The sequence below is a fragment of the Sorangium sp. So ce302 genome (genome assembly GCF_051530145.1).
Lineage (GTDB): Bacteria > Myxococcota_A > Polyangia > Polyangiales > Polyangiaceae > Sorangium > Sorangium cellulosum_B.
Genome location: NZ_CP150326.1, coordinates 12,150,496 through 12,177,232 on the forward strand (window position 1 = coordinate 12,150,496; position 26,737 = coordinate 12,177,232).

Annotated in this window: 28 protein-coding genes and 1 pseudogene; 16 read left to right on the forward strand and 13 right to left on the reverse strand. The window is 70.2% G+C overall.

Going from position 1 to position 26,737, the window contains the following annotated elements:
- The 8 genes from WME73_RS45965 (at window position 1) to WME73_RS46000 (ending at window position 7,929) form a co-directional block, all read left to right on the forward strand.
- Complete coding sequence (locus tag WME73_RS45965; protein ID WP_437913688.1) at window positions 1-1,020, forward strand: DUF2169 family type VI secretion system accessory protein; 1,020 nt, start codon at window positions 1-3, stop codon at window positions 1,018-1,020.
- Window positions 1,017-2,078 (forward strand): hypothetical protein, encoded by a 1,062-nt coding sequence (locus WME73_RS45970; protein ID WP_437913689.1) that lies wholly within the window; start codon window positions 1,017-1,019, stop codon window positions 2,076-2,078. Before WME73_RS45965 ends, WME73_RS45970 begins: the two co-directional genes overlap by 4 nt.
- 12 nt (window positions 2,079-2,090) lie before the next feature.
- A complete protein-coding gene (locus WME73_RS45975; protein WP_437547197.1) occupies window positions 2,091-2,576 on the forward strand; it encodes a DUF4150 domain-containing protein in 486 nt (161 codons plus the stop codon).
- 80 nt (window positions 2,577-2,656) lie between these two features.
- A complete protein-coding gene (locus tag WME73_RS45980; protein WP_437913690.1) occupies window positions 2,657-4,066 on the forward strand; it encodes a hypothetical protein in 1,410 nt (469 codons plus the stop codon).
- A 75-nt stretch (window positions 4,067-4,141) separates the two neighbouring features.
- Window positions 4,142-4,651 carry a hypothetical protein gene (locus tag WME73_RS45985; protein ID WP_437742615.1) on the forward strand — a complete coding sequence of 170 codons (510 nt, stop codon included), beginning with the start codon at window positions 4,142-4,144 and terminating at the stop codon, window positions 4,649-4,651.
- A 14-nt stretch (window positions 4,652-4,665) separates the two neighbouring features.
- A complete protein-coding gene (locus WME73_RS45990; protein ID WP_437913691.1) occupies window positions 4,666-5,082 on the forward strand; it encodes a hypothetical protein in 417 nt (138 codons plus the stop codon).
- Window positions 5,079-7,442 carry a glycosyltransferase gene (locus WME73_RS45995; protein WP_437913692.1) on the forward strand — a complete coding sequence of 788 codons (2,364 nt, stop codon included), beginning with the start codon at window positions 5,079-5,081 and terminating at the stop codon, window positions 7,440-7,442. Before WME73_RS45990 ends, WME73_RS45995 begins: the two co-directional genes overlap by 4 nt.
- Window positions 7,432-7,929 (forward strand): hypothetical protein, encoded by a 498-nt coding sequence (locus WME73_RS46000; protein ID WP_437913693.1) that lies wholly within the window; start codon window positions 7,432-7,434, stop codon window positions 7,927-7,929. The genes WME73_RS45995 and WME73_RS46000 overlap by 11 nt, the downstream gene beginning before the upstream one ends.
- A 180-nt stretch (window positions 7,930-8,109) precedes the next feature.
- Here the strand turns inward: WME73_RS46000 and WME73_RS46005 are convergent, their stop codons facing one another.
- The 4 genes from WME73_RS46005 to WME73_RS46020 all read right to left on the reverse strand — a co-directional run bounded on the left by WME73_RS46005 (window position 8,110) and on the right by WME73_RS46020 (window position 12,421).
- A complete protein-coding gene (locus tag WME73_RS46005) occupies window positions 8,110-9,270 on the reverse strand; it encodes an epoxide hydrolase family protein (protein ID WP_437913694.1) in 1,161 nt (386 codons plus the stop codon).
- Between the two features lie 120 nt (window positions 9,271-9,390).
- Window positions 9,391-10,080, reverse strand: coding sequence for a helix-turn-helix domain-containing protein (locus tag WME73_RS46010; protein WP_437913695.1), 690 nt, complete (start codon window positions 10,078-10,080; stop codon window positions 9,391-9,393).
- 125 nt (window positions 10,081-10,205) lie between these two features.
- Window positions 10,206-11,768 (reverse strand): MYXO-CTERM sorting domain-containing protein, encoded by a 1,563-nt coding sequence (locus WME73_RS46015; RefSeq protein WP_437913696.1) that lies wholly within the window; start codon window positions 11,766-11,768, stop codon window positions 10,206-10,208.
- 65 nt (window positions 11,769-11,833) lie between these two features.
- On the reverse strand, window positions 11,834-12,421 hold the full coding sequence (locus WME73_RS46020; protein WP_437742628.1) for a hypothetical protein: 588 nt from the start codon (window positions 12,419-12,421) through the stop codon (window positions 11,834-11,836).
- Window positions 12,422-12,711: 290 nt separating this feature from the next.
- On the opposite strand from WME73_RS46020, the gene WME73_RS46025 reads away from it, so the two are divergent.
- Entirely contained in the window at window positions 12,712-13,098 is a 387-nt protein-coding gene (locus tag WME73_RS46025; protein ID WP_437913697.1) for a hypothetical protein, read from the forward strand.
- A gap of 21 nt (window positions 13,099-13,119) precedes the next feature.
- On the opposite strand, the gene WME73_RS46030 is transcribed toward WME73_RS46025, so the two are convergent.
- The 3 genes from WME73_RS46030 to WME73_RS46040 form a co-directional block, all read right to left on the reverse strand.
- Window positions 13,120-13,770 (reverse strand): NAD-dependent epimerase/dehydratase family protein, encoded by a 651-nt coding sequence (locus tag WME73_RS46030; protein ID WP_437913698.1) that lies wholly within the window; start codon window positions 13,768-13,770, stop codon window positions 13,120-13,122.
- A gap of 229 nt (window positions 13,771-13,999) precedes the next feature.
- Entirely contained in the window at window positions 14,000-15,520 is a 1,521-nt protein-coding gene (locus WME73_RS46035; RefSeq protein WP_437913699.1) for a hypothetical protein, read from the reverse strand.
- Window positions 15,414-15,701, reverse strand: coding sequence for a GFA family protein (locus WME73_RS46040; protein ID WP_437917505.1), 288 nt, complete (start codon window positions 15,699-15,701; stop codon window positions 15,414-15,416). The genes WME73_RS46035 and WME73_RS46040 overlap by 107 nt, the downstream gene beginning before the upstream one ends.
- A 429-nt stretch (window positions 15,702-16,130) precedes the next feature.
- Here WME73_RS46040 and WME73_RS46045 point away from each other — a divergent pair, with 429 nt between their 5' ends.
- The 3 genes from WME73_RS46045 (at window position 16,131) to WME73_RS46055 (ending at window position 19,017) form a co-directional block, all read left to right on the forward strand.
- Window positions 16,131-16,694: a DUF6431 domain-containing protein gene (locus WME73_RS46045; RefSeq protein ID WP_437911983.1), complete on the forward strand. Its 564-nt coding sequence runs from the start codon at window positions 16,131-16,133 to the stop codon at window positions 16,692-16,694.
- Between the two features lie 123 nt (window positions 16,695-16,817).
- The gene (locus WME73_RS46050) at window positions 16,818-18,209 is read left to right on the forward strand and encodes a DDE-type integrase/transposase/recombinase (RefSeq protein ID WP_437911984.1); all 1,392 of its coding nucleotides are present in this window, start codon (window positions 16,818-16,820) and stop codon (window positions 18,207-18,209) included.
- 64 nt (window positions 18,210-18,273) lie between these two features.
- Window positions 18,274-19,017, forward strand: coding sequence for an ExeA family protein (locus WME73_RS46055; protein ID WP_437911985.1), 744 nt, complete (start codon window positions 18,274-18,276; stop codon window positions 19,015-19,017).
- A 227-nt stretch (window positions 19,018-19,244) separates the two neighbouring features.
- Here the strand turns inward: WME73_RS46055 and WME73_RS46060 are convergent.
- A pseudogene (locus tag WME73_RS46060) lies at window positions 19,245-19,403 on the reverse strand (GFA family protein); the annotation flags it as partial.
- A gap of 485 nt (window positions 19,404-19,888) precedes the next feature.
- Complete coding sequence (locus WME73_RS46065; RefSeq protein WP_437913700.1) at window positions 19,889-20,830, reverse strand: DUF3829 domain-containing protein; 942 nt, start codon at window positions 20,828-20,830, stop codon at window positions 19,889-19,891.
- 291 nt (window positions 20,831-21,121) lie between these two features.
- On the opposite strand from WME73_RS46065, the gene WME73_RS46070 reads away from it, so the two are divergent.
- The gene (locus WME73_RS46070) at window positions 21,122-21,529 is read left to right on the forward strand and encodes a transposase (protein WP_437917506.1); all 408 of its coding nucleotides are present in this window, start codon (window positions 21,122-21,124) and stop codon (window positions 21,527-21,529) included.
- Here WME73_RS46070 and WME73_RS46075 read toward each other — a convergent pair.
- The gene (locus WME73_RS46075; RefSeq protein WP_437913701.1) at window positions 21,526-22,203 is read right to left on the reverse strand and encodes a hypothetical protein; all 678 of its coding nucleotides are present in this window, start codon (window positions 22,201-22,203) and stop codon (window positions 21,526-21,528) included. The genes WME73_RS46070 and WME73_RS46075 overlap by 4 nt on opposite strands.
- A gap of 39 nt (window positions 22,204-22,242) precedes the next feature.
- Here WME73_RS46075 and WME73_RS46080 point away from each other — a divergent pair, with 39 nt between their 5' ends.
- Entirely contained in the window at window positions 22,243-22,422 is a 180-nt protein-coding gene (locus WME73_RS46080; RefSeq protein ID WP_437913702.1) for a hypothetical protein, read from the forward strand.
- A 273-nt stretch (window positions 22,423-22,695) separates the two neighbouring features.
- Here WME73_RS46080 and WME73_RS46085 read toward each other — a convergent pair whose 3' ends face one another.
- From WME73_RS46085 to WME73_RS46095, 3 genes are all read right to left on the reverse strand, one after another.
- Window positions 22,696-23,130: a VOC family protein gene (locus WME73_RS46085; RefSeq protein ID WP_437913703.1), complete on the reverse strand. Its 435-nt coding sequence runs from the start codon at window positions 23,128-23,130 to the stop codon at window positions 22,696-22,698.
- Window positions 23,131-23,227: 97 nt separating this feature from the next.
- Window positions 23,228-23,857, reverse strand: a complete 630-nt coding sequence (locus WME73_RS46090) for a hypothetical protein (protein WP_437913704.1) — start codon at window positions 23,855-23,857, stop codon at window positions 23,228-23,230.
- A 338-nt stretch (window positions 23,858-24,195) separates the two neighbouring features.
- Window positions 24,196-24,399: a hypothetical protein gene (locus WME73_RS46095; protein WP_437913705.1), complete on the reverse strand. Its 204-nt coding sequence runs from the start codon at window positions 24,397-24,399 to the stop codon at window positions 24,196-24,198.
- 307 nt (window positions 24,400-24,706) lie between these two features.
- Between WME73_RS46095 and WME73_RS46100 the strand changes: the two genes are divergently transcribed.
- Together WME73_RS46100 and WME73_RS46105 are read left to right on the forward strand one after the other, a co-directional pair.
- Window positions 24,707-25,189, forward strand: a complete 483-nt coding sequence (locus WME73_RS46100; protein ID WP_437742636.1) for a hypothetical protein — start codon at window positions 24,707-24,709, stop codon at window positions 25,187-25,189.
- A 245-nt stretch (window positions 25,190-25,434) separates the two neighbouring features.
- Window positions 25,435-26,622, forward strand: a complete 1,188-nt coding sequence (locus tag WME73_RS46105; protein WP_437913706.1) for a hypothetical protein — start codon at window positions 25,435-25,437, stop codon at window positions 26,620-26,622.
- The last annotated feature ends 115 nt before the right edge of the window (window positions 26,623-26,737 follow it).

Genomic DNA, 26,737 nt, shown 5'->3' on the forward strand with positions numbered 1-26,737 from the left:
ATGGACCTCCGCAATCGAACCCCCTTCGTCGCCGAGCGCATCGTCCACGTCGACGCCGCCGGCGCCGAGGTGCTCGTCGTCCTCGTCAAGGCGACGCTCGCCATCCACGCCGGCGGCCGCCTCGCGCCCGCGGCCGAGCAGGTGCCGCTCCAGCTCGCCGACGCCTTCCACGGCGAGCCGGGCCTCTCGAGCGTGCGCTATGAGAGCGACCTCGCGCCACACAAGGTCGGCACGGACGTCGTCGTCCTCGGCCACGCGTACCCTCCCGGCCGCCGCGACGCCGAGGTCCAGGTCTCCGTGCGCGTCGGCCCGATCCGCACGACCCTCGCCGTCTTCGGCGACCGCACCTGGGCGCGCCCCGCGTCCCCCGCGCCCTTCGAGCGGATGCCGCTCGTGTACGAGCGCGCGTTCGGCGGGCGGGACGAGTCCGCCGAGTCCGCCGCGGACCACGAGGTCGAGCCGCGCAACCCCGTCGGGCGCGGGTTCCGGGCCCGACGCTCGCTCGTCGACCTCGCGCAGCTCGCCATGCCGAACCTCGAAGATCCCAGGAAGCCGCTCCGCTCGCCGGACGATCGCGCCGAGCCCGTCGGCCTCGGCTTCATCGGGCGCAGCTGGCAGCCGCGCCTGCGCTACGCCGCCACGGCGCCCGACCCCTCGTCGCCGCCTCCTGCCGGGTCGCCGCCTCCCGCCCCGTCGCCGTTCCTGCCTGCCGCCTTCGACCCTCGCTACCACCAGGGCGCGCACCCGCGCCTCGTGGCCACGCCGCACCTGCGCGGCGGCGAGCCGGTCGAGCTCGTGCACCTGAGCCCCCTCGGCCCGCAGCGCTTCTCGCTGCCCCCCGCGGCGCCTCGCGCCGTGGTCCTGATCGACTCCGAGCGCCGCCCGCTCCCGCTGGTCCTCGACACCGTGGTCCTCGAGCCCGACGACCTCCGCGCCGTGCTCGTGTACCGCGGCGCCATGCCCGTCGGTCGCGATCTCTTCCGCGTGCGCCGCATCGAGGTGGAGCCCGCGCCCGCATGAGCACCGGAGCCGTCATCACCGCCGCCGGCATGGTCACCGCCCTCGGCGACACCGCCGCGTCCACCACCGCCGCGGTCCGCGCTCGCCTCACGCGCTTCCGCGAGTGGCCGAGCTACCCCTGCCTCCCCGCCGACCCGCCCCGCCCGGAGGAGCCCTTCTCCGTGGTCGCGGCGTACACCGATCTCCCCCGCGCGCTCGACCTCCCGGTCCGCTTGCTCGCGCTGGCGCTCCAGGACCTCGCCACCTCCGGCGACCTCGCGCGCGCCGACCTGGAGGACGCCTCGTTCTTCCTCGCGCGCCCCTCGCCCGGCCCCGCCGCGCACCACCACGAGCTGCGCGACGCCTTCCGGGAGCGGGTCGCGGACGCCGCCGGGGTCGACGCCGTGACCCGCGGCCTCCTCGCCCCCGACGGGCACGCGGCGATGCTCCTCGGCCTGGCCCACGCGGCGCGCGCCGTCGAGGCCGACCCCGGCACGCCCTGGATCGTGGCCGGCGCCGACTCCCAGGTCGACGTGGGGCTGCTCGAGGCGCTCGACCGCGCGCGCCGGCTCAAGAGCCGCCGCAACCTCGACGGGTTCATCCCGGGCGAGGCCGCGGCCGCGCTGCTCGTCGAGCACCGCCGCCGCGCCGAGGCCCGCGGCGCCCCCATCCTGGCCGAGATCGAGGGCTCGGGCGCCGGGGAGGAGCAGAGCCCCATCGAGAGCGGCGATCCCCCCTCGGGCGAGGCCCTCGCCGCGGCGCTCGCCGCCGCGTGCGCCGCGGGCGGCCCGCCCGCGTGGGTCCTCTGCGATCTCAACGGCGAGAGCTACCGGGCCAAGGAGTGGGGGCTCGCGCGCGTCCGCGCGCCCGCGCTCCTCGGGGGCGTCCGGGCGCTGTGGCACCCCGCCGACGGCTACGGCGACGTCGGCGCCGCGACCGGCGGGTGCCTCGCGGCCGCGTGCGTGCGATCGTTCGAGCGCGGCGCGTCCCCCGAGGCGCGCGCCGCGCTCTTCGCGGGCTCCGGCGACGGGACGCGCGCCGCCGTGTGCCTCGTCTCGGCTGCAGCGAAGAGGGCGTGAAGGAGGAGCGATATGCCTGTCACCGTAGGAGTCAACTCACGCACGGTCGTCCACGCCGCGAGCAATGGAATGACCATCGCTTTTCCGGACGTGTGCCTCACCCCCGCGCCGCCCGCGCCGCCGGTCCCCATCCCCTATCCCAACATCGCCATGTCGTCCGACGCCGCGAGCACCGCGAAGAACGTCAAGGCCGACGGCAACCCCGTCTGCCATCAGGACAGCAACTTCTCGCGCAGCAGCGGCGACGAGGCGGGCACGAACGGGGGCGTCGTCTCCGGCGTGAACATGAACAAGGCCGAGTTCATCAGCTACTCGTTCGACGTCAAGGTCGAGGGGAAGGGCTGCGCCCGCGCGCTCGATCTCATGCTCCACAACAGCAAGAACACCCCGCCCACGCCGCTCGTCCAGCCGCCGCTCATCGTCATCGTCATGGAGGAGCCCCCGCCCGCGCCCGAGAACCCCAAGGACTGGGGCGTCGACAAGATCGAGGTGTTCTGAGGGGGCGGCCGCGGAGCGAGCCTCGACCCGCGCCGCGCTGATGGACCGGACTCCCCGCTGATTCGTCCTGGAGCTCTCGCATGCCGACGATCAAGCAATACGTGAACCTCCCTGCCGCCGCGACGGGCGTGAACGGCCCCGTGCGGCAGCTGCGCGTCACGCCCAACCAGGTGCCCAACGTCGCGCCCGGCGACCGCGTGGACTGGTGGATCGAGCCCGACCCGGGCAACGAGAACCTCGCATTCCAGTCGCTGACCGAGCGCACGCGGCTCGCGCACGGCGCGGCCCCCGGCGTGACGGTCGGCGTCGGGCACCACTTCGACAACACGCTCACGTTCACGCACATCGGCGGCGACAAGTACACGATCAAGGCATCGCGCGACGGGCAGCGGGCGCAGTTCCTCGCCACCGACGAGTTCCAGACGTGGCGAAAGCTCTATTATACGGTCTGGTACTCCGGCGCGCAGACGCTCGCGACGTACAACAACATCGATCCGCGGTTCGTGGGCGAGTTCGCGCGGCACTTCATCGAGCTGGAGCGCAGGGCGGTCCTCCCCGCGCTCGCGACCGTGGACTCGGCCCGCGTCGACTTCCAGAGCCTGTCGCAGCAGGCGGTCAGCTCGCCGACCTTCGACTGGCCGTTCATGAACGGCGGCCCGAACGCGCTGCTCAACCTGCGCGTCGGCGGCCTGCCCCCCGGGGGAGGCACGCTGACCGACAAGCCGCTTCACATGGCCTTCCTGCTGGTGCCGAACTGCTATTACACGCAGCTGGAGCGGCGCGCGTTGCCCACGGCGAACAACGCGGTCGGGAGCATCACCACGTTCCGCACCGTGTGGCGCGACCCCACGAACGGCAACAACTTCATGTGGACGGCGCAGGCGTCGTGGCCGGCGGCCGGCGCCACCGACGTGCGGGCGTACTTCACCTTCACGCCCGGGTCGCCGAACCGCGTGAACTGGAACCTCACCACGCTGCCGGGCCTCACGGCCCACCTCGCCACGCCGGGCAACACGTACAACCTCACGTTCTCGTTCATCTGGAAGAGCTCGATCAACGGCTACAGCTGGGGCAATTTCTGCGTCGTCGGGTGCACGGGCCCCGGCCGGAGCGAGACGGCGGTCCTCGGAACCTTCGTCCACGAGATGGGGCACGGCATCGGGCAGACCGTCCGGCAGGAGCCGCAGTACAGCGCGACCGGCGTGGCGCTCGCCACGCAGCTCGCCAACCCCCGCTGGTACACCGACCAGTTCGGTGGGCAGGGCCCGCACTGCAACACGAACGCAGGCCTCACGCCGGACCCGTCCACCACGTCGGGCCAGCGGTACGACTGGTGGCCCGCGCTCGGTGGGCGGCTCTGCACCATCTACCACGCCGGCCATAACAACCGCGACGACGGCGTCTTCTGCCCCGTGTGCGCCCCGCGCATCCGCCGCGTGCGCCTCGACACGCCGGCGCAGACCTCCCGCAACTGGAACCACTTTGGCTGAACCTCGCGGGCGGGGCGGGGGCGCGCTGCTCTCTCGACCCCGCGCCCCGCGCCGCGCCCACGTCGAGAGGACCCCATGGAGATCGAACCCCGGACACCCTTTGGTTTCGCCCCCCACGCGGGCTCGCCCGAGATCGCGGCCGGCAAGGAGGCCATCCGACTCGCGATCTCGCGGGTGTCCTTCGCGGCGGGCACGGTGGAGCTCGACGTCTCGGCCTCGTTCCTGTTCCCGGACGCCGTCGCGAGCCGCTACCGCGACGTCGAGGAGTCGATGGTCCTCGTCGTCCACGACATCGAGCAGGCGGACGGCGGCGCCCTGCTCGCGCGCAACACGTTCATCGAGTTCCCGGCCGGCGAGCGCGACGGCCCGAACCAGCTCGCCGAGCCCGCGCTGCCGATGCCGGGCCGCGGCAGCCTGGCGTCCGAGGGGTACCAGGGCGCCTGGCTCAACGTCACCGTCGCGTTCCCCTGCGCCGTGGCGGTGCCCCGTTACCGGCCGAGCGTCTATGTGTACCTCGTCCTCGAGAACTACGTGTCGAACGTGATAGGCATCGATCTCGTCGACAAGAAGGCCATCGAATTCTGACCGGCGGTGAACCCATGCTCGTCCGATCCGTCTCTTTCGGCCTGACCGCGGAGACGCCCGCGACCTCCGGCGCGGGCGTCGTCCTCGCCGAGCCGGGCCCGCCCACCGTCGAGGGCGGCGCCCTCGTCCACGTCGTCCACGGCAGCGCGCGGGTGCCCGCCGTCGATATCGAGGTCGAGCGCGCCGAGGTGCTCCGCGGCGTCTTTCTCACGCTGATCTACGCCTCCGCGCAGGGCGGCGTCACCGTGCCTCTGCTCGGGCCGAGGCTGGTCTTCCCCGACGACATCGACGACGTGGGCGCGGACCTCGTGGGCAGCTTCCGGTGCGAGATCGTCCTGGCACCCCGGGTCGGGGCGTTCTATCTGCACGCGGCGTATCGCCAGTACGTCTCCAACGTGGTTCGCCTCATGGCCCCGCCCGGTGCCCGATGACGCCTGTTTATTCCGTTATCGTCGTCACGTGGAACAACCTCCAGTACACGGCGCGATGTGTGGACGCCCTCCTCCGCACGCTCCCCTCGGACGCGGAGGTGGTCTTCGTCGACAACGGCTCGGAGGACGGCACGCCCGCTTACCTCACCGACGTCGCGCGCCGGCTCGGGGACGCCGCCAAGACGGTCTTCCTGGACGAGAACCTCGGCCTGGCCGGCGGCGCGAACCGGGGACTCGAGGTCGCGGCAGGGGAGTACCTGGTGCTGCTCGACAACGATGTCGTGGTGACCCCGAGGTGGCTGGAGGGGCTGCGGGAGTGCATGGAGGAGGCGCCGCGGGCCGTGCCCGGCGCGCGGCGCGTCGGGCTCGTCGGGCCCGTGACGAACAGCGCGCGCGGCCCGCAGAAGGTGCAGAACCCGCCGCCGTTCCAGCCGGAGGCGCTGAACGAGCTCGCGGCCGAGCACCGCGAGGCGTTCCGCCGGCGGTGGGCGCCGTCGTTCGCCCTCTCGACCTTCTGCCTGATGATGCGCCGCGAGGTCTACGCCGAGATCGGCGGGCTCGACGAGCGCTTCTTCCCGGTGGGCCACGAGGGCGCCGACCTCGCCTTGCGGGCGCAGGAGCGCGGCTTCGAGTGCATGATCGCGAGCGACGTGTACGTGCACCACGAGGGGAGCGCCACGCTGAGCAAGGCGTTCCCCGGCGCGCAGGGCGGCCTCGGGGGCGCGGAGCTCTTCTTCGAGAAGTGGCGCGCCCGCCGCGCCGGGAAGACGCGGCTCGTGGCCGCGTACCGCGTCAGGGACGCGGAGGCGACGCTGCGCGAGAGCCTCGACGCGACGGCGCGGTTCGCCGACGCGATCGTCGTGCTCGACGACGGATCGACGGACGGGACGGGGGCGATCGCCCGGTCGCACCCCGCCGTGGCCAGGTACGAGCGGACGGAGCTGCCGCCGGGCGTCGACGATCGGCGCGATCGCGACCGCGCCCTGCAGATGGCGGCGGAGCTCGCCCCGGACTGGATCCTCGCGGTCGACGGGGACGAGGTGTTCGAGATGGACCGCGCGCGCGCCGAGCGCCTCATGCAGCTCGCCGATCCGCACATCAAGGCGCTCGGCTTCCACTGGTACACGTTCTGGGAGCCGACGCGCACGTACTTCCGGGCGGACGGCGCGCTCGGGGCCATGTCGGGGTACCGCATGTACCGGAACGAGCCGGGCCTGCGCGTCGCCCGGGGGGCCGAGGGCGGCCTGCCCGGCGGCGGCATCCCCGAGATGCCGGACGGGTGCGGGCGCTTCACCGACGTCCGCGTGCGGCGGCTCGGCTACGACACCGAGGCGTCGCGGCAGGCGCGGCTCGCGCTCCACGGGCGGCCGGACCCGTACACGCCGCCGCGCGCGGGCGCTCCCCCCGAGCTGGCCGATCTCGCGAGCAACACGGTGACGCTGCGCAGGTATGCGCCCGCGTCCGGCGTATCGCTCTGCATCATCGCGAGGAACGAGGCGGAGCGGCTGGAGCGGTTCCTCGCGTTTCTGGAGCCGTTCGTCGACGAGATCTGCATCGTCGACAACGGCAGCGACGACGCGACGGTCGAGATCGCGCGGAGGTTCACCGACCGGGTGTGCGTCCACCGGACGGACCGGCTGGACCTGGCCGAGGTGCGCAACGTGGGCCTCGAGATGGCCACGCGGCCCTGGATCTTGAGCCTCGACCCGGACGAGGAGCTCGCGCACTGGGATCTGCCGCGCGTCGTGCGGCTCATGGACGACCTCGACGTCCACGCCTATTCCTTCGAGATCGCCAATCACCAGAAGGACGGCCCGCCCGTCATGACGATCGCCGTGCGGCTGTTCCGCAACGACGCGCGGATCCGGTACGGGCGCGCCGTGCACGAGACGGTGCAGCCGAGCCTCGATCGGCACCCGGAGCTCGTCGTCCGCCCGGCCGGCGTGGCGATCCAGCACTATGGCTTCCTGAAGGACGACGGCGTCATGGAAGAGAAGCTGTCGCGCTACCTCGAGGCGAACCAGCGCATGCGCGAGGAGGATCCGGCGGATCCGATGCCCTGGTACAACGAGGGGCTCCACCTCCTGAACGACGGCCGCGACGACGAGGCGATAGCCTTCCTGGAGAGGGCCATGGTGCTCGGCCAGCGCTTCCTCTCGCCGCGATCGAGCCTGGCGCAGATCTACCAGCACCGGGCGCTCGCGCTGTGGCAGAGCATGGTCGCCGAGCTCCCGCCGGGGCACCCCGTGCGGCCGACGGCGGAGGAGAGCGCCGCGGTGCTGGGCCGCATCACGCCGGCGCGGATGCTGGTGGGGCAGGCGCGCAGGCGCAGGCTCCAGGGGCCGTCGCATGGCGAGTGAGGGGCGGCGCGCGTTCATCGCGCAGGTGACCGCGGGGGCTGGCCTCGTGGTGCTCGGCGGGTGCGGCGGCGCGCCCGGGGCGGCGGGCGCGCCTGCGGGGGCGAGGCGCGCGGCTGCGGCGGGGAAGGCCGCCCCTCCGGCAACGGGCGTGGCGGGCGCGGCGCCTGTCCTTGAGGCCGCCCTGCAGGGCGCCGTGCTAGCGCTTCGCTACCGGTACCCGAGCTCCCTCGGCGAGCGGCTCGCCGCGGCGCCGTGGGCCGCCACGCTCGTGGTCGCCATCCACCCCGCGTCGGCGTCCCCCGCCTGCCGGAGCCTCGCGAGCGGGGCGCTCCGCACCGAGGCTCCCGTGCTGGATCAAGGGATGTTCCGCGCGGCGGCCGAGGTCGATCTGGCGGAGTTCTTCGGCCTGAAGGCGCCGTTCGTGCGCTATGTGCACGCGTCGTTTCTCCACCTCCGGTCCGACGTGCTGCGCGTCGCCGCCGTGTGAGCCGAGCGCGAGCACGCCATTCACGGCCGAGCGCGCAGGGCGTGAGCCGCGGAGCTGCGCCACGCGACCCAACGTGGGAACCGACGGCGCTCCGGGCTCGACGCGCAGCCGTGATGTCGAGGCCGGCGGCCCGGCTCGCCCCGCCGGCGTGGGCGCGCAAGTCGTGTGGACAGGCAGGCCTTAGGACAGCGAACCGAAGAACTCCCGCAGATCGGCGGCCAGCGCCGTCGGCGTCTCCGTCGCCAGGAAATGCCCGCCGCGTGCCAGCTCGGTCCAGCGCACGATATGGTGGTCGCGCTCGGCCAGCCGGCGCACCGCCACGTCCTGCGTCAGCGACACGGCCACGGCCATGGGCACGGTGCCGCGCGGCTTGGGCGCCCAGCCGGACGGGTCGTTGAAGGCTTCATAGTACAGGTTGGCCGAGGGGCCGCTGGTGCCGGTGAACCAGTACAGGCTCACGTTGTCCAGCAACGCGTCCAGGCCCACCGCGTCCTCCGGCAGCGCGGCCGCGGGATCGGTCCATTCCTTGAACTTCTCGACGATCCAGGCCAGCTGACCCACCGGCGAATCATGAAGCCCGTAGCTGAGCGTCTGCGGCCGCGTGCCCTGGATGTGCGCGAAGCCCATCATCCGGTCGCGGAAGTTCTGCAGCCGTTCCAGGCGCTGCTGCTCCGAGGCCGTCAGGCCTTCCAGCTCGGCGGGGTCGCCGGAGGGAAACGTCACCAGCGCATTGCAGTGCACGCCTCTGACATGCTCGCTGTCGATGCGGCCCAGCTCCGCCGCGATGAACGCGCCCACGTCGCCGCCTTGCACGCCGTAGCGTGTGTAGCCCAGGCGCTGCATCAGCGCCGCCAGCGCACGGGCACAGCGGCCGTGGTTCCAGCCGGCGTCGGCCAGCGGCATCGAGAACCCGTGACCCGGGATCGACGGGATCACCAGGTGGAAAGCCTGCGATGGGTCGCAACCGTGGCGGCGCGGGTCGGACAGCGCGTCCACCACGCGGTCGAACTCGGCAAAGCTGCCGGGCCAGCCGTGCAGCAAGAGCAGGGGCTGCGCGTCCGGCTCGGGCGAGCGCAGGTGCACGAAGTGGATCGTCTGGCCATCGATCCGGGTGGTGAACTGCGGGCGGCTGTTCCAATGGGCCTCGCAGCGCCGCCAGTCGTACTGGCGCTGCCAGTGCGCCGCCAGCCGCTGCAGGTAGGCCACCGGCACGCCCCTCACCCAGTCGCCGCCCGGCAGTTGCGCCGGCCAGCGCGTGCGCGCCAGGCGTTCGCGCAGGTCGTCGATGTCGGCTTGCGGAATGTCGATGCGGAAGGGGTGGATCTCGGAGTCGCGGTGCATAGGCGTCCTCGGGTTGGTCGATATCGCCGGTGCGAGCCGGCGACGCGACCGTATCCACCGGGGTGGGCCCGGTCTTGGAAGAAAACGACAGGCTCAGGCCTCGCCGGACCGTCTGGGTCCTCAGCGCCCAGGCCCGGGCCGGGCCGCAGCCCGCGCCACTTCGCCGGGCGTCCTGCCCATGATTCGCTTCAGCGAATTGCCCAGGTGCGCCTGGTCGGCGTAGCCGCAGGCGGCAGCCACGTCGGCCGGCGCATCGCCATGCATCAGCTGCTGCAGCGCCGCCTGTGCGCGGTGGATCTGCGACAGCTGCTTCGCCGTGAGGCCGGTGGCGCTCAGGAACCGGCGCTGCACCGAGCGCAGGCTGGTGCCGGCGGGATCGCCTTGCAGCACGCGGAACACCACCGGATCCGCCACCAGCAGGCCGGCCCCGATGAGGCGTGCCACCAGATCGTCGGCGTTCTCGAAGTCGGGCACCTCGAAGGCTCGCGGCCCCAGCAGGAACGAGCGCGAATTCGCCAGCGGGCGCAGCACGCCCTGGTCCAGCATGCCCGTCGCGGGCACCCCCGGCATGAACACGCCTGGCCGGAAGGCGATGCTCAGGTAGTCGTCGCCGGTCTCGTAGCCCAGCGTCACCGGGTGCGTGATGAGACCGGTATGCAGCACCTGCAGCCGGCCGCGGCGCTTCATGAACACCAGGTCCCAGCAGCCGTCGGGCAGGGACTGGTCCTGCGCGTCGTCGCCGTAGGCGACGTGCGAGATCCGCTGCACCAGCGCATGGTCGCTGCCGCGGATGGAGCGCGTGGTCCTCATGGACAGCTTCCCTTCGTCATGCTGCGCAGTATGGCCGACCCGCGCCGCAAGGCGAATTCCCACGCCGGGCGCGGGCGGCTGCGGTCCACCGCGAGCCCGGGTGGATCGCAGTCGCCCCTCTCCAGCTAGCTGGCGTCGCTCAGCGATGAGGAGGCCTGTCGTCGCCGGAGGGCGAACGCGGCGAGGACCGCCGTCAGGAGGCCAAGGGTGTGATTCCCGCCGACGCCCGCGGCGCGGCAGCTGCAGCCCCCGCCGTCACTGGAGGCGTCGCCGCCCCCGCCGGCCGCGCCGGTGCCGCTGCCTGCGCCCACGCCCGTGCCGCCTGCCTCACCCCCGCCCGAGCCGGCGGTGCCGCCGCCCATCCCGCCCGGGCCGGTCGTGCCGCCGCCCATCCCGCCCGAGCCGGCGGTGCCGCCGCCCGCGCCCCCGTCGCCGGAGGGCCCCGGCGGCGGCACCGTCGCGCAGTCGCCGAGCGAATGTTCGAGCGCGCCGAGCGTGAAGCTCCCGCTGCCCGGCCGCCCGCGCGCGCAGTAATCGTCGGTCACCGCGGCCTCGGCGGGCGCTTCGCCGACGAGCGACGCCACATCCCCTTTGAGGTGCAGGTCGCCGAGACTCGGATCTTCGTACCACGTTTGGAACGTCGCGAGTCCCACCTCGGCCAGGTTGTCACTCTCCTGATGCGTGGCCCCGTCGCGGTCCCGGATCTTGCCCGTGAGCACGTTGCCGCGCGCGACGCCGCTGGTCGTCGCGAAGCGGAAGTCGATCCCGCTCGTCGCGATCAGCGTGTTGAAATGAAGCCGCGTGTCCGTCGCGCGGTTCAGATAGATCCCGACGTCCGAGCAGCTCGCGATGATGTTGTTCCGCATCGTTCCGCCGGTGTGCTCGACCTCGCAGGGCACGTCGGGGTCGTAGGCCGGGGCGCAGTACTGCGCCCCCGTGCCGCCGCCGCCGAACGACAGCCCGATGCGCGCCCCGTCCGGCGAGCCGGCGGTGGTGCAGACGACGAGGTTGCGCTCGAAGAGCCCGTCCGAGCCGCCGCTCTTCATGAACGCGGCGTAGCTCACGGTGTCGCCGCCGTCTTTCTGGAAGTCGTGCAGGTAGCTGTCGCGCACGGTCCAGCGCTTGCCGCCGTCGATGTTGATCTTGGTGACGGGCCTGCTGGTCCTGCGCGGGTGGGTGTCGAACAGCTCCGATCGCTCGATCAGCCCGTCGTCGGGGGCCGTCCAGACGCCGTCCACCTGCGCGGCGTTGATCTTGAGCTGGGCGTTGAAGTCCCGCACCTTCGAGCGGCGGAGGGTGAAGCGGCTTGCAGCGCCGAACACGTGGAACGCATGCTCGCAGTCCGAGTCGTCGGCGCAGACGCCGCGGATATCGAGGTCTTCGAAGTGCCAGTTCGGGCCGCTGACCTTGAAGCCTTCGAGGCCCGACAGCTCGACGATCGCGCCGAGCGGCTCGGCGGCGCGCACGACGATCGGCGCGGCCTCGGTGCCTGCGGCCGCGCAGGAGGCGCCGTCGAAGGCGTAGGTGCCCGAGGCGAGGACGATCTCGTCGCCGGCCTTGGCCGCGCCGATCGCGGCGACGAGCTCGTCGGTGGTGCCGACCGGCACGACGGCCGCCGCGGCGGGGGCGGCGACGAGGAGGGAGGTGAGCAGGGCGAGCGGAGCGACGGGCGCGCGGCGTAGCGACATGGCTGCAAGAATGCGCGGGTGCGCTCGTCCGTCAAGACGGCGCGTGCGACGTGTGACGGCCGCGCTCACGCGCGCGGGGCGAGCACCTGAAAGCGCCGTCCGCTGGATAACACGTACGGGTCCTCGCCCGTTGCGAGCACGTCGTGCCGCTGGCTCAGCTGATGACCCGGCTGGCAGCAGGCGAGCGTGTACGCGACGTTCCAGCGCAGCCGGGCGAGGACATCGTCGATGGGGACGTGGGCGTGCACGAACGTGACGAGCACGGGCATGTCGGGCAACGCGTTGAGCCGTTCGATGGCCGTGAAGACGTCGGCGCGTTGCCAGGCGAAGCGGCGGACGCCGAATCGGGTGCGCCAGGCCTCGACCAGCGGCTCGTTGAGCACCGGATCGACGCTGACGTTCTCAGCCTCCGTCTTCAGCGCGAACAACGCCCCGGTGCGGGCGTGGGCGCCGTCGCCGACGTGGATGACCCGGCACGGCGCGCCGGACATGAAGGGCCGCAGGTGCTCGAGCGCCGAATAGCTCTCGGTCATTTCCTTGGCGGGGCGCGTGGCTTTGGCGAAGAGCGGCCACAGGGCTTCGAACGACCCTCGACGCATCAGGCGATCCAGGTAGTCGCTGCTCGCTGGGCCAGCGTCGGTGTGCGGATTCACGGCGGTCGTTCTATCACCGGGCGCCGGAGCGCGTGGCCCAAAGCGAGAGCTCGACCGTTCGCCGTCAGCTTTGTTGGCATTTTTAGCGGGAAATTGAACAGGGAGACGGGGAGATTGGTGAGATTTTACTCCTCGTCTCCTCACCTCCCTGTGAATTGTCCCGAAGAGTTCGAGCGGATGCTTCAGCCCGCCGTCCAGAGCCGCTTTCCGTCATCCGCCGCGGTCGTGCTGGTTCGCGCCCCGGCCAGGCGCGCGCCGACGGGCAATACACTTTCTCGGGCGGGGTCTCCGTGTCGCTCTCGTTCGGCCAGAAGCTCGCCTTCGGCCTGGGCGCCGACCTCCGCGCGGCGGTCCTCCTGGATGGCAGTCAGCCCGGAAGGTACAGCACGGGGAACATGGGAGTCGTCGCCGGCGCTCGGGCTGGGCCCCACGGTGTCGGCTCCGGCGCGGCTCGATCGCGCGACCCGGGCAGCGCTCGCGGGGGCGTGGCTGGACAGCGCGCGGGCCGGCAGGCGCCGTCGGCGGACGACGCCGAGGTCGAGGGCGAGCGGAAGGAGCTGCAGGCCTTCGGCCAGCTCCCGCGCGCCGAGGCCGACGCCGCGTGGGACGAGACGTGGGCGGCGGCGCGGCGCGACGGGGAACGGATGCTCAAGCGGACGCTCGCCGTGGTCGGCTGATCCCGGTGAGGGGCGCGCGAGCTACGCCGAAGCGAGCGCCTTGATGTCGGCGACCTCGAGCACCTGCTTCGGCGTCCCGCTCGTCACGGAACGCACCATCGCGCGCTCCACTTCTTCGAGCTTCAGGGCCGGGAACACGAGCTTCATGAGCGGGACGAGCGGAAGCAGGAAGCGGTAGGCTCGCTTCAGGTTCTTCTGTCCCGGCACCGGCGTCATCAAGCCCGGCCGGAAGTTGTAAACGCCGCGAAAGGGCAGGCGCATCAGCGCGTTCTCGGCCTTGCCCTTCACGCGCGCCCACATCACCCGGCCCTGCTCGCTCGAGTCGGTTTGCGCGCCCGAAACGTGCGTGAGCACCATGCCGGGATTGAGGCGCGCGAGCGCCGTCGCGAAGGCGAGCACCGTATCGTACGTGATCGCCGTGTAGTCCGCCTCGCTCATGCCGACCGAGCTCACGCCGGCGCAGTAGAAGCACGCGTCGTAGCCCGAGAGCCGCGCTTCGAAGGTGCCGAGCTCGCGAAAGTCGGGGATCAAGCACTCCTCGAGCTTCGGGTGCGCGTGCCCCGACGGCCGGCGTGCCACCGACAGGACCCGCTCGACCGTGGGATCCGCGAGACAAGCGAGCATCACGCCTTCGCCGACCATGCCGGTCGTTCCGGTAACGATGACCTTCATGGCCGCCATCTTCGACCCGAAGCGCCGACGGCGTAAACCCTAGAGCGACGGTCACCCGCTTCGGATACGGGCCCACCTCGACGTTTTCGGTGCTCAGCGCACCGGAGTGCGCTTGCGCGCCGAAAACGCCGATCTGGGCCCGTCTCCTGTGCGGGTGACCGCCGCTCTGCTCTGCATGGTGCAGAGGCGGGCGGAAACCGCTGTAGAACGAGCGAGCGTACCGTTTCTTTCACCTGGATGGCGGCAGCCGGATCTCGATCCGATTCGTGTAGCTGCCGGCGGCGTGACCCACGCTGTCCCAGCCGCGCCCCACGCTCGTCCCGGCCAGCGTGAGCGTGAGGTAGGCCGCGGACGAAGGGGCGTTCGAGGCGAGCCCGAACTCGAACGCATTCTGCGGCAGGCCCCAGCCGGCGGTGGGCGAGAGCTCCGTCGAGAGCTGCCGTGACCAGTCGTGGAAGACGATCGTCGCGAGCTCGCGGGGTGGCGAATCTCCCTTCTCGACGAGCACGACGCTCAGGGGTTCGCCGCGGGCGAGCCGGCCTTCGCCGAGCGTCGTGAACGGCCCCTTCTCGGCGTCGCTCGCCTGGACGACGCGAAACGTGCCGCCGGCGTCGAGGTACGCGAAGCGCGCGGGCGCGCCGAACGGATAGTCGAAGTGGATCACCTCGACAACGACCTCGGGGCAAGGCGAGAACCGCAAGCCGAGCCGGCGATGGCCGGTGATCGAGACGCGCGTGAAGGAGTTCAGGTGCGAGAACACGGGCGCCTGAAGCGCGGTTCGTGCGTCGATGGCGGCAGATTGATCCGAAGTGGCCCTCACGCGCAGGCTCCCCTCGTCCGAGTAGTCCACCGCGAGCTCGCGATCGGCGCGCTCGAGACGACGAACGGGCGAGTCGCCGCGCCATTGCAGGGGCGCGAACACCGTCCAGAAACGATCCGGCGAGCGCGAAATGAACTCGAGCCGCGGCTCGACGACGATGCCCACCGCACCCGCCTGCACCGAAACCTCACCCGAGCTCGGTACCACCCGAAGCCACGGAGCCACGTCGAACGAAGCGGGCCCAGCGAGTGCTCGCGTCCAACGATCGCCGCCGAGCTCGACGTCGGGCGCAGCAAACGGAGCTGTCGAAGGCTCCGGCGCCCGCTGCGCGGCCACGAAGCCCGCACCGAAAACGACACCGGGCAGCGCAGCGAGCCAGGTCAGCCGCGGCGGGACCCCGAACCGCCACCACGCCATCGCGAGGCCCAGCGACAGGACCACCGCCAGACAACCCGCGCCGAACGCGACCGTCCCGCCGCTCTCCGAAAACATGGTCCCCGCAGCAAGAGCAACCCCGAGCCACGCCGCCGGAAAGAGCAACAGCAACACACGCGCACCCGTCGACCGTCGCGCGGCCAGAACACCGACGGCGATCACGCTCCCGACCGCGACCGCCGGCAGAGCGCGGTTCGCGAAGAAACGCGCGTGAAGGAGGGGAAAACCGCCGGGAAGCAGCACCCAAGCTGCAATCGCGGCGGCAGCATGCGCGAGCAACGCCAGCGACCACGACACCCCGACGAGCGCCGCCAAAGTCGCTCTGGAGCGGCCAGCTGCTCCGCGATCAGGAGAGATTCGTTCTTTCAGAAGCCAGCTGCTCCTTGGATCATGCCATGTGCTCGATGCCAGCGGGCATATTGACCCAAGAGTGCATGCGCTCCTCGTAGACCGAGAACGTTGGGGCTGGAAACTCAGGATCGGCGAATGCGCCAACGGGTATTGCCACGAACGCTGGATGACCTTCGAGGGTGTAGTAGACGGTGGCGCCGCAGCGAGGACAGAATCTGAATGTGCTTCTTGTGCCTTCGTCTCCGACGCGGACGTACTCGAGGCTCTCGCCGACGATGGTGACTGTATTACCGCGCCCTCCCAGTAGTGGAGTTCGCCCCGATATTGATCCCTGTTCGTGATGGCTATCTCCTGAGTGGCCTGTGCCCGTCCATCAGGGAGTCGGTGCGGATCAGGGAGAGGGAGCCGGGGTGGATGCAGAGCCTCCGCCGTCGACCGGTGCTCGCCGTTCTGCATTCCCCGTACCCACCAAAAATTCTCACAAAAACCTCCGCCTCGCGGTCTCGCCGCTTCGATCCTCATGCATTCCGGAGCCGTGTCACAAATTATCACTCCACTTTGCACCACGTCAGCGCCGCCGCTGACGTAAGGCCGGGGCCGATGGAGCGGAGCAGCGGCGCGGAGCCGGCCACAAAATAGGCGACGAGGGGATGCGTGTTGTGGCGACCCGTCTTCCCCTCGTCGTGCTCCGAACACCGTGCAGGAGCGGAGCTCATGCAGGATCGTTCAAGCCGATGTCGATATCAAGCGCTGGATGACGGCGGTGCCAGCGGTTCACTACCTGCGGCCGGCGCGCTGTCCCTGTTGCGACGCGGCCGGCCGGCCCGTCGACGGCCCGCTGAGGATGCGCGGCCACGGCCTGCGCGAGCGTCAGGTCTACGGCCCGCTCCAGGCCGGTGGCGCTCCGCAGCTGGTCACGGTGCACGCCCGGCGCTATCGATGCAGCGCCTGCGGCGCGATCGTGGTCGTGGTGCCCCGCGGGCTGCTGCCCCGGCGTCGCTACACCGCGTCGGCGATCGGCTGGGTGCTCGCTCGCGTCGGACTCGACGGCGCGACCACGCCGACTGTCCGCGCCGAGGTCTGCAGCTGCGCGATCGTGGGCGTCGCGGCCGCCGAGCGGTGGCTCGCGCCGTCGCGATGGATTGAGGCCAGTCGCCGCGGACAGCTGTTCCCGCGGCTCGGACGTCACGGCGCGGAGAGCACCCGCGTGCAGATCGCCGAGCGCACGGCGATGCAGCTCGTCGCGCTGTCGCCCCGGGGCGACGCGGGCGAGCGCGCCCCTCACCTGGCGTTCCGCGGCGCCGCGCTCGCAGCATGATGCCCATCTGCCGGCAAACGCGGGCTCCGGCGACTCCACCACATAGGATCGGGCACGGCGGCGGCAAGATGAGGCACTGGGTCCACACGGGTCGTCGAAACGCACCCGTGGAAAGGACCGTTCGTGGACATCCTCAAATCCAAAGATCACTCGGAGGAAATCGCCATTTTCCGCCATGGCGTCATCGGGCACATCTGCGCTCGTGATCTCGAGCACGGCGACCTCGCTGAAGCCCTACGCGACCTCTCGATCCAGCGCCTGCGCCCGCCCGGCGGCGCATGCACGCGCTCCTTCTCGGTGCCGACCCTCGAGCGCTGGCTCTATGCCTATCGCCGGCGAGGGCTCGAAGGTCTCCGCCCTCGCGCCCGTAGCGACCGCGGGCGCGGCCGCGAGCTCGATGCCGTGCTGCGGCAACTGCTGTGCGACATCCGGCGGGAACACCCGGCGGCCTCGGTGCCGCTCATCCTGCGCACGCTGCGCGCCGACGGACGCCTGTGCGCCACGGTCAGCGCCTCGACCGTGCGTCGCCTCTTCCGCCAAGAGGGGCTCGACAAGATCCCGCAGCGTGACGGCAAGGGGCCGACGACTCGGCTCAAGTGGCAAGCCGACCACCCAGACGCGCTCTGGCACGGCGACGTCTGCCACGGCCCGACACTCCATCTCGCCGGGCGCAGGGTCCCCGTGCGAATCCACGCCCTGCTCGACGATGCCTCACGTTTCATCGTCGCCATCTCGGTCGAGAGCGACGAGAAGGAAGACACCATGTTGCGGCTGCTCGTCCGCGCCCTCCGACTCCAGGGCGTTCCAAGCGCGCTGTATCTGGACAACGGTGCGACCTACCGTGGCGACGCCTTGCGCCTCTTCTGCTCGCGCCTCGGGATCACCCTGCTTCATGCGCGCCCCTACGACCCGCAGGCGCGCGGCAAGATGGAGAGATTCTGGCGAACGCTTCGAGAGAACGTGCTCGACCACCTGGGCTCGATCACGTCGCTGGAGGACATCTCCTCTCGTATTCAGGCCTTTGTCGACGTCCACTACCATCCGTCCCCGCACGCCGGACTGATGGGGCGCGCGCCCGGGCTCGTGTACGCGCCCGGGCAGCGCGAGGTCGACGCCCTTTCCGAGGCTCGCCTGCGCGAAGCGCTCACGCTGCGGCAGCGCCGGCGCGTGCGCCGAGACACGACCGTTTCGGTCCGAGGGCGGCTCTACGAGCTCGATCACGGCTACCTCGCCGGCCGTGTCGTGATCGTCGCCTACTGCCTGCTCGACGAGCCTCTCGCCCCGGTTGTCGAGATCGAGGGGCAGCGCATCCCGCTTCGCCTCGTCGACCCGGTACACAACGCGCACGTCAAGCGGCCACCACGCCGTGTCACGAAGAGCGGCGAGTCGCCCGCGGGGCAGCCGGTCGCCTTCGACCCGGCCGGCGCCCTGCTCGTGAAGAGCGCGCGCGATGCGGCTCTGGCGCCCGGCGCGGACGACGTCGATACCGAGGAGGATCTCGATGCGATCTTCTGAGCTCGGCTTCTTCGGCCTTCGCACGGCCCCCTTCTCCAAGGAGCTCGACGATGCCGAGCTGTGGTTGCCCACGTCGAAGCAGGTGCTCGTCGACGATCTCGAAGCCGCGCTTCTTGAGCGCGCCAGCGTGCTCCTCGTCGGTGAGCCGGGCGTCGGCAAAACGTGTGTGCTTCGGGCCTTGCGGCACCGGCTACCACAGGCTGGATTTCGCCTGACCTACTGCCACAATGCGACGCTCGGCCGGCGCGACTTCTACCGCTACCTCTGCCATGCGCTCGGCCTGCAGCCGACCTCGAGCGCCGCGAGCCTGTTCCTCGCGGTCGAGCGGCACGTCCACGAGTTGCGCAGAGACCAGGTGCATCCGGTGTTTCTGCTCGACGAGGCCCATCTGCTGCACCCGGACATGATGGCGCATTTGCATATCCTGTTGAACCACGAGTGGGACAGCCGTGCTCTTCTGTCGATCCTCCTTGTTGGCCTGCCGGAGCTCGAGGGCCGCATGGCGTTACGCTCCCACCGCTCGCTGCTCACGCGCATCCACCACCGCTTTATGATCGAGCCAGCCACGGTGGAGGACACGGTGGAGTACGTGGCCTTCCGCCTGAAGGGTGCCGGCGCGGACCACGAGCTCTTCTCGCGCGAGTCGCTCGCCGCCCTGCATGAGCTCGCGTCGGGCTCGCTGCGCGAGATTGACCGCCTCGCCGCGGCGGCGATGCGCGAATCGGCCCGCCGGAAGCGCAAGCTGGTCGACCGCGACGCGGTGGCCCGCGTCGCGGAGACGCTCACGCTCTCCTCGTCGCTCGGCTAAACGGCGGCGCTCAGCCCGCGAAGCTCGTCGGCCTCGCGGGCCGAGTCGTGTCAGGTCCACGATGGCCATCGCCTCGCCGCGACGGACGGTGGCCGGCAGGATGCCCATCGCGCCGTGCGACGTCGGGGCAACACCCGCAATGGCCGTCGCCGGACGGAGCCCTGCCGAACGGCCGCGAGATGGCCATCATCGAGGCGGGGCGCGGTGCCATAAGCCAGTCGGCTCGGTAACATGACTGCTTCGCTTGAGAAGCGAGCCTGAGCACCGAAGACGCTGCCGGTACGGCGCTGGCACGCTAGACAGTGGCACACCGAAACGCGAACAGGCTCGCGAGCAGTTCTCGCTTGTAGCTGGCCGCAGCTGCAGGATGCTATTCGAGGTGTCATGGACAGTGAAGTGGTTTCCATTGCGCCGCCTGACTATCAGTCGATTGGTCAACCGAGACCGCCGGACCAGGTCCGCCTAGCTCGTCGCCTTTTGTAACCTCCCCCCACGGAAAGTCTCACGGATCGGCTCTGCGCCGCAAGGCTCAAATGCTGTCCCGCGCCATAGGGTAGACCCGTCTAACACCGGCGGCAGTCGCTGCCTTTCCAGGGGGCCGAGGGCGCGTGGAGGGGGGCGGCGGACGCGCTCCTACGCCGAAGATCCCGCTTGTGAGGTACCATGGCGTGATCGCGCCTCGCTCGTCGTGGCGCTCTCTCGTGACGCCCAAACCCCCCGCCCAGCTTGCCAATCAGCGGCATGACCACAATCTGGGCCCCTTCCCTCCCGTGAGCGCTCGCCCGCTCTTTTTTTGGACACGCTACACAGTCACGCCCCGGACGAGAACCGTGTTTCACGGTGCCGGCCAGGGCGCGTGCCGGATCCAGCGCTATTTCAGCAGGTTGTTCGCTTCGAGGCTTCGGAGCGAGTTCGAGAGGCTGACCAGGTTGTTGTAGTTCGAGGTCATGCTCTCGCTGATCGAGTCGAGCTGCTCTTCCTTTTCCTTGCCCTCGATGCCGCGCTTCAGCTTCTTCGCCTCGGCGAAGAAGCGGTCGGCGGCGTCCGCGTAGGCCTTGAACGTCGCCTGCGGCGTGCCCTTCCCCTTGGTGAAGGCCTGGAGCTCGTTGTACGCGGTTTCGACCGTCGGATAGAGCGCCAGGAAGCCGTCACGCTTCACGCTCACGAGCTCGTTCGCCTGATGATTGAAGTAGCGAAACTGGTAGCTGTACGTGTTCTTGTCGGTGTGTTCCTTGAGCTCCTCCTCGGCCTGCTTGAGCGCGATCTCGGAAAGCGCCGTTTCGAACTTGTCGATGTCCTCGCGAAACGCAGCGGCCTCCTGCAGGAACTGGGTGTGCAGCGTCTTGCCCTTGGCGCCCTTGTCGTCCTTGAAGTCCTCGGCCTGGAAGTAGCCGTGCACGGACTTGTAGGTGACGGCGACCTTCTCGATGTCCGTGACCGTCGCGCTCGCGAGCGGTTCCAGGTGCTTGAGCGAATCGGGCGCGATCTTCGCGGCCGCCGCGAACTCCTTCTTCGCTTCGGCGATCTTGCCCTCGGCCGACGTGTGCTTGGGGAACAGGTGATGCTTCTTGCCTTCCACCGGCCCACTCTCCGGGAACTCCCGGTAGTAGTTCTTGATCATGTCCTGCGGGTCGCCGATCAGCGCGTTGAAGCCAGTCGCGTAGTGACCCATCGCCTCTACCGCCGTGGAGCTCTTCGCTGGATCGTTCGAGCTCCCCTGCACGGCGTCGGTGGCCATGCCCGCGATCTTCTTGCAGGCGGGAGCGCCCGCCGTCACGAGCACCAGCGCCAACACCCTGTACAAAGCACGCATCGCTGCTCTCACCCTTTTTTTCGTGGTTTTCTGCCCATCGGAGAGCCGCCTATCGTACGAAGTCGATAGGCAGGTCTTCCTGCTCGAGCCACATTACCTCGAAAGTCGTCCGCGTTTACACACCTTTCGCGAGCGCCGCTCGGCACATGGCCGGCCGGTGGATCGAGACATAAAGAAACGCGCACCTCGCTCACTTCAGTCGTGAGTCGTACGCAACAATGCGGGCCAGCGAGCCTGATGCAAGAACCGCGCCTGCCTCAGGGTGACGGCCGATGACGAAACAGTCTGGCCATCGCCGCGGATGACGATCAGGGTCGCGAGAGGCTCGTGCGGTACTGCATCCGCCCGGCCTTCGCACTCGATCGAATCGAGCTCCTGCCCGACGGGGGCATAGCGTACTTGATGAAGACACCTCGGCGGGGACGCACTCACCGCGTCATGAGTCCAATGGAGTTCATGGCCCGGCCCGCGGCTTTGTTTCCTACGCCGAAGCTCCCGCTTGTGAGGTACCATGGCGTGATCGCGCCTTGCTCGTCGTGGCGCTCTCTCGTGACGCCCAAACCCCCGGCCGCCGTCGTCGAGGCACGGCTGCGCCCGGAGCACGCCGCCCCAGCCCTGCGACGGGGCAAGCGGGGGTCTGATGGGCCAAAAACGGCTCGCCAGGCGCCGTCCCCGCGCGGCTTGACACCGACGCGCTAGCGCGCCCCACGCGCGGCACCCACGCGCGCAATCGTGCCCATCCATCCGATCACCGAGAGCGCCGCGAGCTTCTGGAGCGCTGGCAAAAAGACGTGGCAGCCCGGCACCGCAATCGCATACGCGTAGTACGCGGCGTCCGCGCTGCCGAGCGCGAGCGAAAGCGCACCGAGCCACGCCGAAAAGCGCAACGGTGACGAGCGGCTTTCGCCCGCATTGCGCCCTGCAAACGCGCCGGTCACGCCCAGGAGCGTCGCCAGCAGCCCGGGGAGCGTCGCGACGAATACCGACACTTCGTGGAGCAGCGGCGAGACCACGGACGGCAGCCACGCGATCAGGTTCGTGCCGGCGGCGGAGAGCAGTCCGAACACGCGAACCGTGCCGCCGAGCCGGCCGCCGAGCAGGGCGCCGTGAACCCACCAGAACGGGACGAGCGCGAGGGAAAAGCAGACGAACGAGGCCTGCGCGAGCGAGCGAGCGCGCGTGTTGTCCACCCCGCGCTGGGTCACGGGCTGAATGAGGTCGCAGAAGAAGTTGCCCCAGAATTCGTAGCTGGGCGCGTTCGCGTCGCAGAAGGTGCCGCCCGGATACGCGGCCGCGGCGAGCGCGGTGAGGACGAGAAACGCGGAGACCCCGACCAGGATCAGAGCGGGTGCGACGCGGGTAGGCTGCCCCACGCGCTCGAGAATAACACGAGGGCCGAGGCGTTCCGGGTCATGCTCGAAGCTCCGGCGCGCCCGGGCCGCTTCACCATGGTGTATCGCGTCACGCGCGTCACGAGCGACGAGTACGCGGAGCCCGTTTCCATCTGGCACAACGAGGCGCGGCTCACGCCGCGGTCCACGAGGCCTGGAGCACGCCGCCCCAGCCCTGCGACGGGGCAAGCGGGTGTCTGATGGGCCATAACAACAACGGCTCGCCGGGCGCCGTCCCCGCGGGGCTTGACACGGGCGAAAGTTCTACGGTTTCCTATCCGCCCCATCGCGCCAACCTACAACGACGGTGCGGCGCATGGCCGGGGCTGGCCGGCGATCTTCTCGCAGGCGCACGGCGCCCTGGAGGGGCGGCGTGAGCCCGGCCGGCCAAGGCGCGCCGCGCGGGCCGGGGGCTGAGCGGCGGGGGCATGAAGGGGCCCCGGAGGGGTCGATGTGGGGTCGACCCTGGTTGGTTCAGCCCGAAGCCTCCAGCAACGCCGCGTCGTGCGCCTCGGCGCCGGGCCCGAGCGGCTGGCCGTAGGAGAACTCGATGTAGTTGCCGTCCGGGTCCTTGAGCGCGCAGAAATAAGCCACCGGATAGGGCAGCTCCTTGGGCGGCCAGACGAGGTGCGCTCCGCCGCGGCGCGCGATCTCGTCGACCGCGGCGCGGCTCTCGAGCGCAAACCCGAAATGACTCATGTCCTCCGGCGCCTGCGGCGAGCGCTGGCCGCCCTCGATCATCACCAGGACGAACGTCCGCTCCTTCCCTTCCTCGGCGAGCCAGGCGACCCGCGTGCCGGCGTCGCTGCGCTCGTGAACCACCTTGAGCCCGCAGAACTCGCGATAAAAGGCGATCGTCGCGTCGAGGCTGCCTACGTGGAGCGCGACGTGGGTCATCGTCGGTTTCATCGTAAACTACCCTTCTTTTCTCCCCGGCAGCGTAGCAGACGAACAGGCGCGGGAGCAGCGGGGCCGCGCCCCGGCGCGCTTGAGCGGAGGTCCCGTTTTAGGCGGGCTCGAACGCCTTGCTCGACGCGTACCCGCGGGCGGCGGACCGGATCTTCGCGATCTGCGCCGCGTCGAAGGAGACGGGCGCTCCGGTGCGCGCGTAGCTCATCACGTTGTCGTCGACGCCGCTGTGCCCGAGGCCGAAGAAGTGCCCGAGCTCGTGCGCGAGCACGGTGGGCCGCGCGTTCGCCGCGAGGATGACGAAGCGCCGCTCCGGCGTCGCCCGGCGCCGCCAGTGCACGCCCATCCGGAAGCGCCGCGGATCGTCGACGTCCCGCAGCGACGCGACCAGCATCACGTTGATCCGGCGCGCCTCGATCGCCGAGGCGAGCGCGTCCCGGTCCTCGCGCGTCTCGATCCGCGAAAACCGCGGGGCGAGCGCGCGCGAGCCGACCTTGCGCAGCGCCACACCGGCGGGCTCGAACAGCCGGACCGCCTCGGCGATCTGCGCGTCGATCCAGGCGCCGTCGCGCACCGGCTTCCCCGCCTCCTCCTCGGTCACAGCGATCGAGAGGGGAAACGCCGGGAGGGGCGCGGGCACGCGCCCCGCCGCGCGGGCCAGGCGCGGGGCGAGCGCGCCGGCGGAGAACAGGCCGGCTGCGGCGATCACGGCGCGGCGGGAGATCATGGACAAGGCCCTATACCATCACCGGCCGACGATCGCTAAAGCGCCGGTGAACCGCCGGAGACACTTCCCTCTCTGGGAGAAACATGGCGTCCGCAAGGTCGATCCTGCTGGTTCCCGCACTTGCCGCACGAGGCCGCGCAACCGGACACGTCGGAGGAGCTCCGCCGTCGCCTGGCGAGGGTGGCACCGTGCTCGCGCGCCTCCAGGCGCTTCGCCCCGCTGCGCGGGCGCCTGCGGCGGCCTGGATCCGCGCTCCGCGCGGCGCCTGCACGGTAGCGTGGGCGACGGCGGAGGGGCGCTCCGCTGAGGGACGCGCGCGTTGCCGCGGCGTCCCGCGCTCACGCGCGCGGGGCGAGCACCTGAAAGCGCCGTCCGATGGATAAAACGTACGGATCCCCGCCGGTTGCGAGCACGTCGTGCTGCTGGCTCAGCTGATGACCCGGCTGGCAGCAGGCGAGCGTGTACGCGACGTTCCAGCGCAGCCGGGCGAGGACATCGTTGATGGGGACGTGGGCGTGCACGAACGTGACGAGCACGGGCATGTCGGGCAACGCGTTGAACCCGTCGATGGCCGTGAAGACGTCGGCGCGTTGCCAGGCGAAGCGGCGGACGCCGAATCGGTGCGCCAGGCCTCGACCAGCGGCTCGTTGAGCACCGGATCGACGCTGACGTTTTCAGCCTCCGTTTTCAGCGCGAACGACGCCCCGGTCCAACGAGCCTTACGCCCTCTCGGGCGGGGTCTCCCTGTCGCTCTCGTTTGGCCAGCAGCTCGCCTTCGGCCTGGGCGCTGACCTCCGCGCGGCGATCCTCATGGAGGGCAGTCTGGCCGGAGGGTACAGCTCGGGGAATATGGGATTCGGTCCGTTCGTGCAGGCGACATGGCTCAACTTCTCCGCGGGCCGCTTCGCGGCCGGCCTGCACGGCGGCAGCGATATCCCGGACAACCTCGAGGATGTCGCTTCCAGCATCGACGGCGAGCTCGGATGGACGTACCGCACCCGCTATAGCGACGAGCTCCCCGGGCAACACGGCTCCCACGTCGGCGCGATGACCACCCTGGTCAGCGGGGTGGGCCTCGATTTCTCGGTGCGCGCGGCCATCCCGCTCTCGAGCGAGCCGTTCGTCCCCGAGGGGACGGTCGGCATGGGCCTCCGCGTCCTCCCGCCCTTCGGAGTGCGGTTCATGCCCATGGTCGGCCGGCCGCTGCGCACGGCCGATGGGGTCGTGCTCCCGCCGGCGCTCGGGCTGGGCCCCGCTGTGTCGCGCCCGGCGCGGCTCGATCGCGCGACCCGGCGCAGGCTGCTTCGTTCAGGCGGCCCCTTCGATGCATAGATAAACTAATGATACGCGGGGGTCCCTCAATTCTCGCGGTTATGCTCACATTGGCCAGCTCGTGCGATGGGATGATTGAATCTCCGGAACGAGAACGTCCCGAACGCGCGGCGATCGACGCGGGCGCTTTTTCCCCACGGATGAATACTTCGGCGAACTCTTCATTGCCATTCCATCCATCACCGCTAGCATGAGACCCCTCACATATTCGCTGTTTTCGCGTGCGGCTGCGGACGGGGGTGGATATGCGTTCTTCTTTGCACATTGGACGATTGTTTCCGATTGTGATTGCCGTTGCCGCGGGCGCGATGGCGTCCTGCGCGCAGGAGGGCGTCGAGGAGCCGGTGACGGGCGAAGCGCAGAGCGCTGCTCGTGATCGAGGTCCTCTGCCGGATTGCCTTTATGTCGGCGACGATGAGGGCGCGGCCGACCAGATCGAGATGTTCGACCCGTACTCGGGCACGTATGAAGGCTCGTTCATTCGGCCGGGTGAGGTCGTCCCAAACTTTATACGCGGGATGGTCTTCAATCGACAGAATGGCGCGAACCCCAATCTTTACGTCGTCGATCAGGACGCGACCGGAGTCGAGGGCATCAATGGAGAGATCTTCCGTTACCGAAAGCACAACGGCAAGCTCCGCGATGTCTTCATCCCTTCGACTGATCCGAACGGGGCTTTCGCGCCACGGGGCACCATCATCTACAAGGGCATTCTATTCGTAGCCGACGTGGGCGACAACGAACCGGACTTCCACCCCGGCGGGATCCGCATGTACGACGCCAAGACGGGAGATTTCCGCGGGGTCCTCGACGGCGCGGCCTTCCCGTCGGACCCGAACACGGATCCCGCACAGGTCCTCGGCCCGCGCGGCCTCGTCATTGGACCGGACGGGTTGCTTTATGCCTCCGTCTTCAGCTACACGGAGCCGAACCTGGGCCGGATCGTACGCTTCGACCCGGATACGGGCGCCTTCCTCGGGATTGTCGCGGACAGCGCCATGTTCCCCAACCTCCGCCGCCCGGAAGGCCTCGCCTTCGGCCCCGATGGAAAGCTGTACGTCACGAGCTTTCGCGACAACACCAATGTCGCAACCACCATCGACCAAATCCTCGTCTTCGACGTGCTCGGCCGGACGCAGGCCGTGCTCGTGGATTCGATCGCTCTATGGCAGATCGGTCAACCCCGCGCTTTTGCGCAGGCGCTGCTCTTCGGCCCGGGTGGTCTGTACGTGCCAATCACGGGCGGCGACCCCGACGACCCCACGACGAGGGGTCAACTCCGCGTCTACAACCTCGGGACGGAGCCCGAGACCTATACTCTCCTCGCCGAGGCCGGCGGCCCGCTGCAGGCCCCCTGGTACCTCACGTTTTGCGGGACCAACCCCGCCACGCTCGCCTACGAGCCGCAGCGGCACTGCGCCTGCGGGCAGTGACTAGCTAGCGACCACAACACCCCGACGAGCGCCGCCGAAGTCGCTCTGGGGGGCCGCCTGAACGAAGCAGCCTGCGGGGCGAAGCCAGCCGGAGCATGTCCGCTCGATGGAGGGG

What these genes read in the sequence shown, in the direction of transcription:
- WME73_RS45965 (WP_437913688.1), top strand. Translation starts at nt 1, where the DNA reads ATGGACCTCCGCAATCGAACCCCCTTCGTCGCCGAGCGCATCGTCCAC.
- WME73_RS45970 (WP_437913689.1), top strand. Translation starts at nt 1,017, where the DNA reads ATGAGCACCGGAGCCGTCATCACCGCCGCCGGCATGGTCACCGCCCTC.
- WME73_RS45975 (WP_437547197.1), top strand. Translation starts at nt 2,091, where the DNA reads ATGCCTGTCACCGTAGGAGTCAACTCACGCACGGTCGTCCACGCCGCG.
- WME73_RS45980 (WP_437913690.1), top strand. Translation starts at nt 2,657, where the DNA reads ATGCCGACGATCAAGCAATACGTGAACCTCCCTGCCGCCGCGACGGGC.
- WME73_RS45985 (WP_437742615.1), top strand. Translation starts at nt 4,142, where the DNA reads ATGGAGATCGAACCCCGGACACCCTTTGGTTTCGCCCCCCACGCGGGC.
- WME73_RS45990 (WP_437913691.1), top strand. Translation starts at nt 4,666, where the DNA reads ATGCTCGTCCGATCCGTCTCTTTCGGCCTGACCGCGGAGACGCCCGCG.
- WME73_RS45995 (WP_437913692.1), top strand. Translation starts at nt 5,079, where the DNA reads ATGACGCCTGTTTATTCCGTTATCGTCGTCACGTGGAACAACCTCCAG.
- WME73_RS46000 (WP_437913693.1), top strand. Translation starts at nt 7,432, where the DNA reads ATGGCGAGTGAGGGGCGGCGCGCGTTCATCGCGCAGGTGACCGCGGGG.
- WME73_RS46005 (WP_437913694.1), bottom strand. Translation starts at nt 9,270, where the DNA reads ATGCACCGCGACTCCGAGATCCACCCCTTCCGCATCGACATTCCGCAA.
- WME73_RS46010 (WP_437913695.1), bottom strand. Translation starts at nt 10,080, where the DNA reads ATGAGGACCACGCGCTCCATCCGCGGCAGCGACCATGCGCTGGTGCAG.
- WME73_RS46015 (WP_437913696.1), bottom strand. Translation starts at nt 11,768, where the DNA reads ATGTCGCTACGCCGCGCGCCCGTCGCTCCGCTCGCCCTGCTCACCTCC.
- WME73_RS46030 (WP_437913698.1), bottom strand. Translation starts at nt 13,770, where the DNA reads ATGAAGGTCATCGTTACCGGAACGACCGGCATGGTCGGCGAAGGCGTG.
- WME73_RS46045 (WP_437911983.1), top strand. Translation starts at nt 16,131, where the DNA reads ATGACGGCGGTGCCAGCGGTTCACTACCTGCGGCCGGCGCGCTGTCCC.
- WME73_RS46065 (WP_437913700.1), bottom strand. Translation starts at nt 20,830, where the DNA reads ATGCGTGCTTTGTACAGGGTGTTGGCGCTGGTGCTCGTGACGGCGGGC.
- WME73_RS46080 (WP_437913702.1), top strand. Translation starts at nt 22,243, where the DNA reads ATGCTCGAAGCTCCGGCGCGCCCGGGCCGCTTCACCATGGTGTATCGC.
- WME73_RS46085 (WP_437913703.1), bottom strand. Translation starts at nt 23,130, where the DNA reads ATGAAACCGACGATGACCCACGTCGCGCTCCACGTAGGCAGCCTCGAC.
- WME73_RS46090 (WP_437913704.1), bottom strand. Translation starts at nt 23,857, where the DNA reads ATGATCTCCCGCCGCGCCGTGATCGCCGCAGCCGGCCTGTTCTCCGCC.
- WME73_RS46095 (WP_437913705.1), bottom strand. Translation starts at nt 24,399, where the DNA reads ATGCCCGTGCTCGTCACGTTCGTGCACGCCCACGTCCCCATCAACGAT.
- WME73_RS46100 (WP_437742636.1), top strand. Translation starts at nt 24,707, where the DNA reads ATGGGATTCGGTCCGTTCGTGCAGGCGACATGGCTCAACTTCTCCGCG.
- WME73_RS46105 (WP_437913706.1), top strand. Translation starts at nt 25,435, where the DNA reads ATGCGTTCTTCTTTGCACATTGGACGATTGTTTCCGATTGTGATTGCC.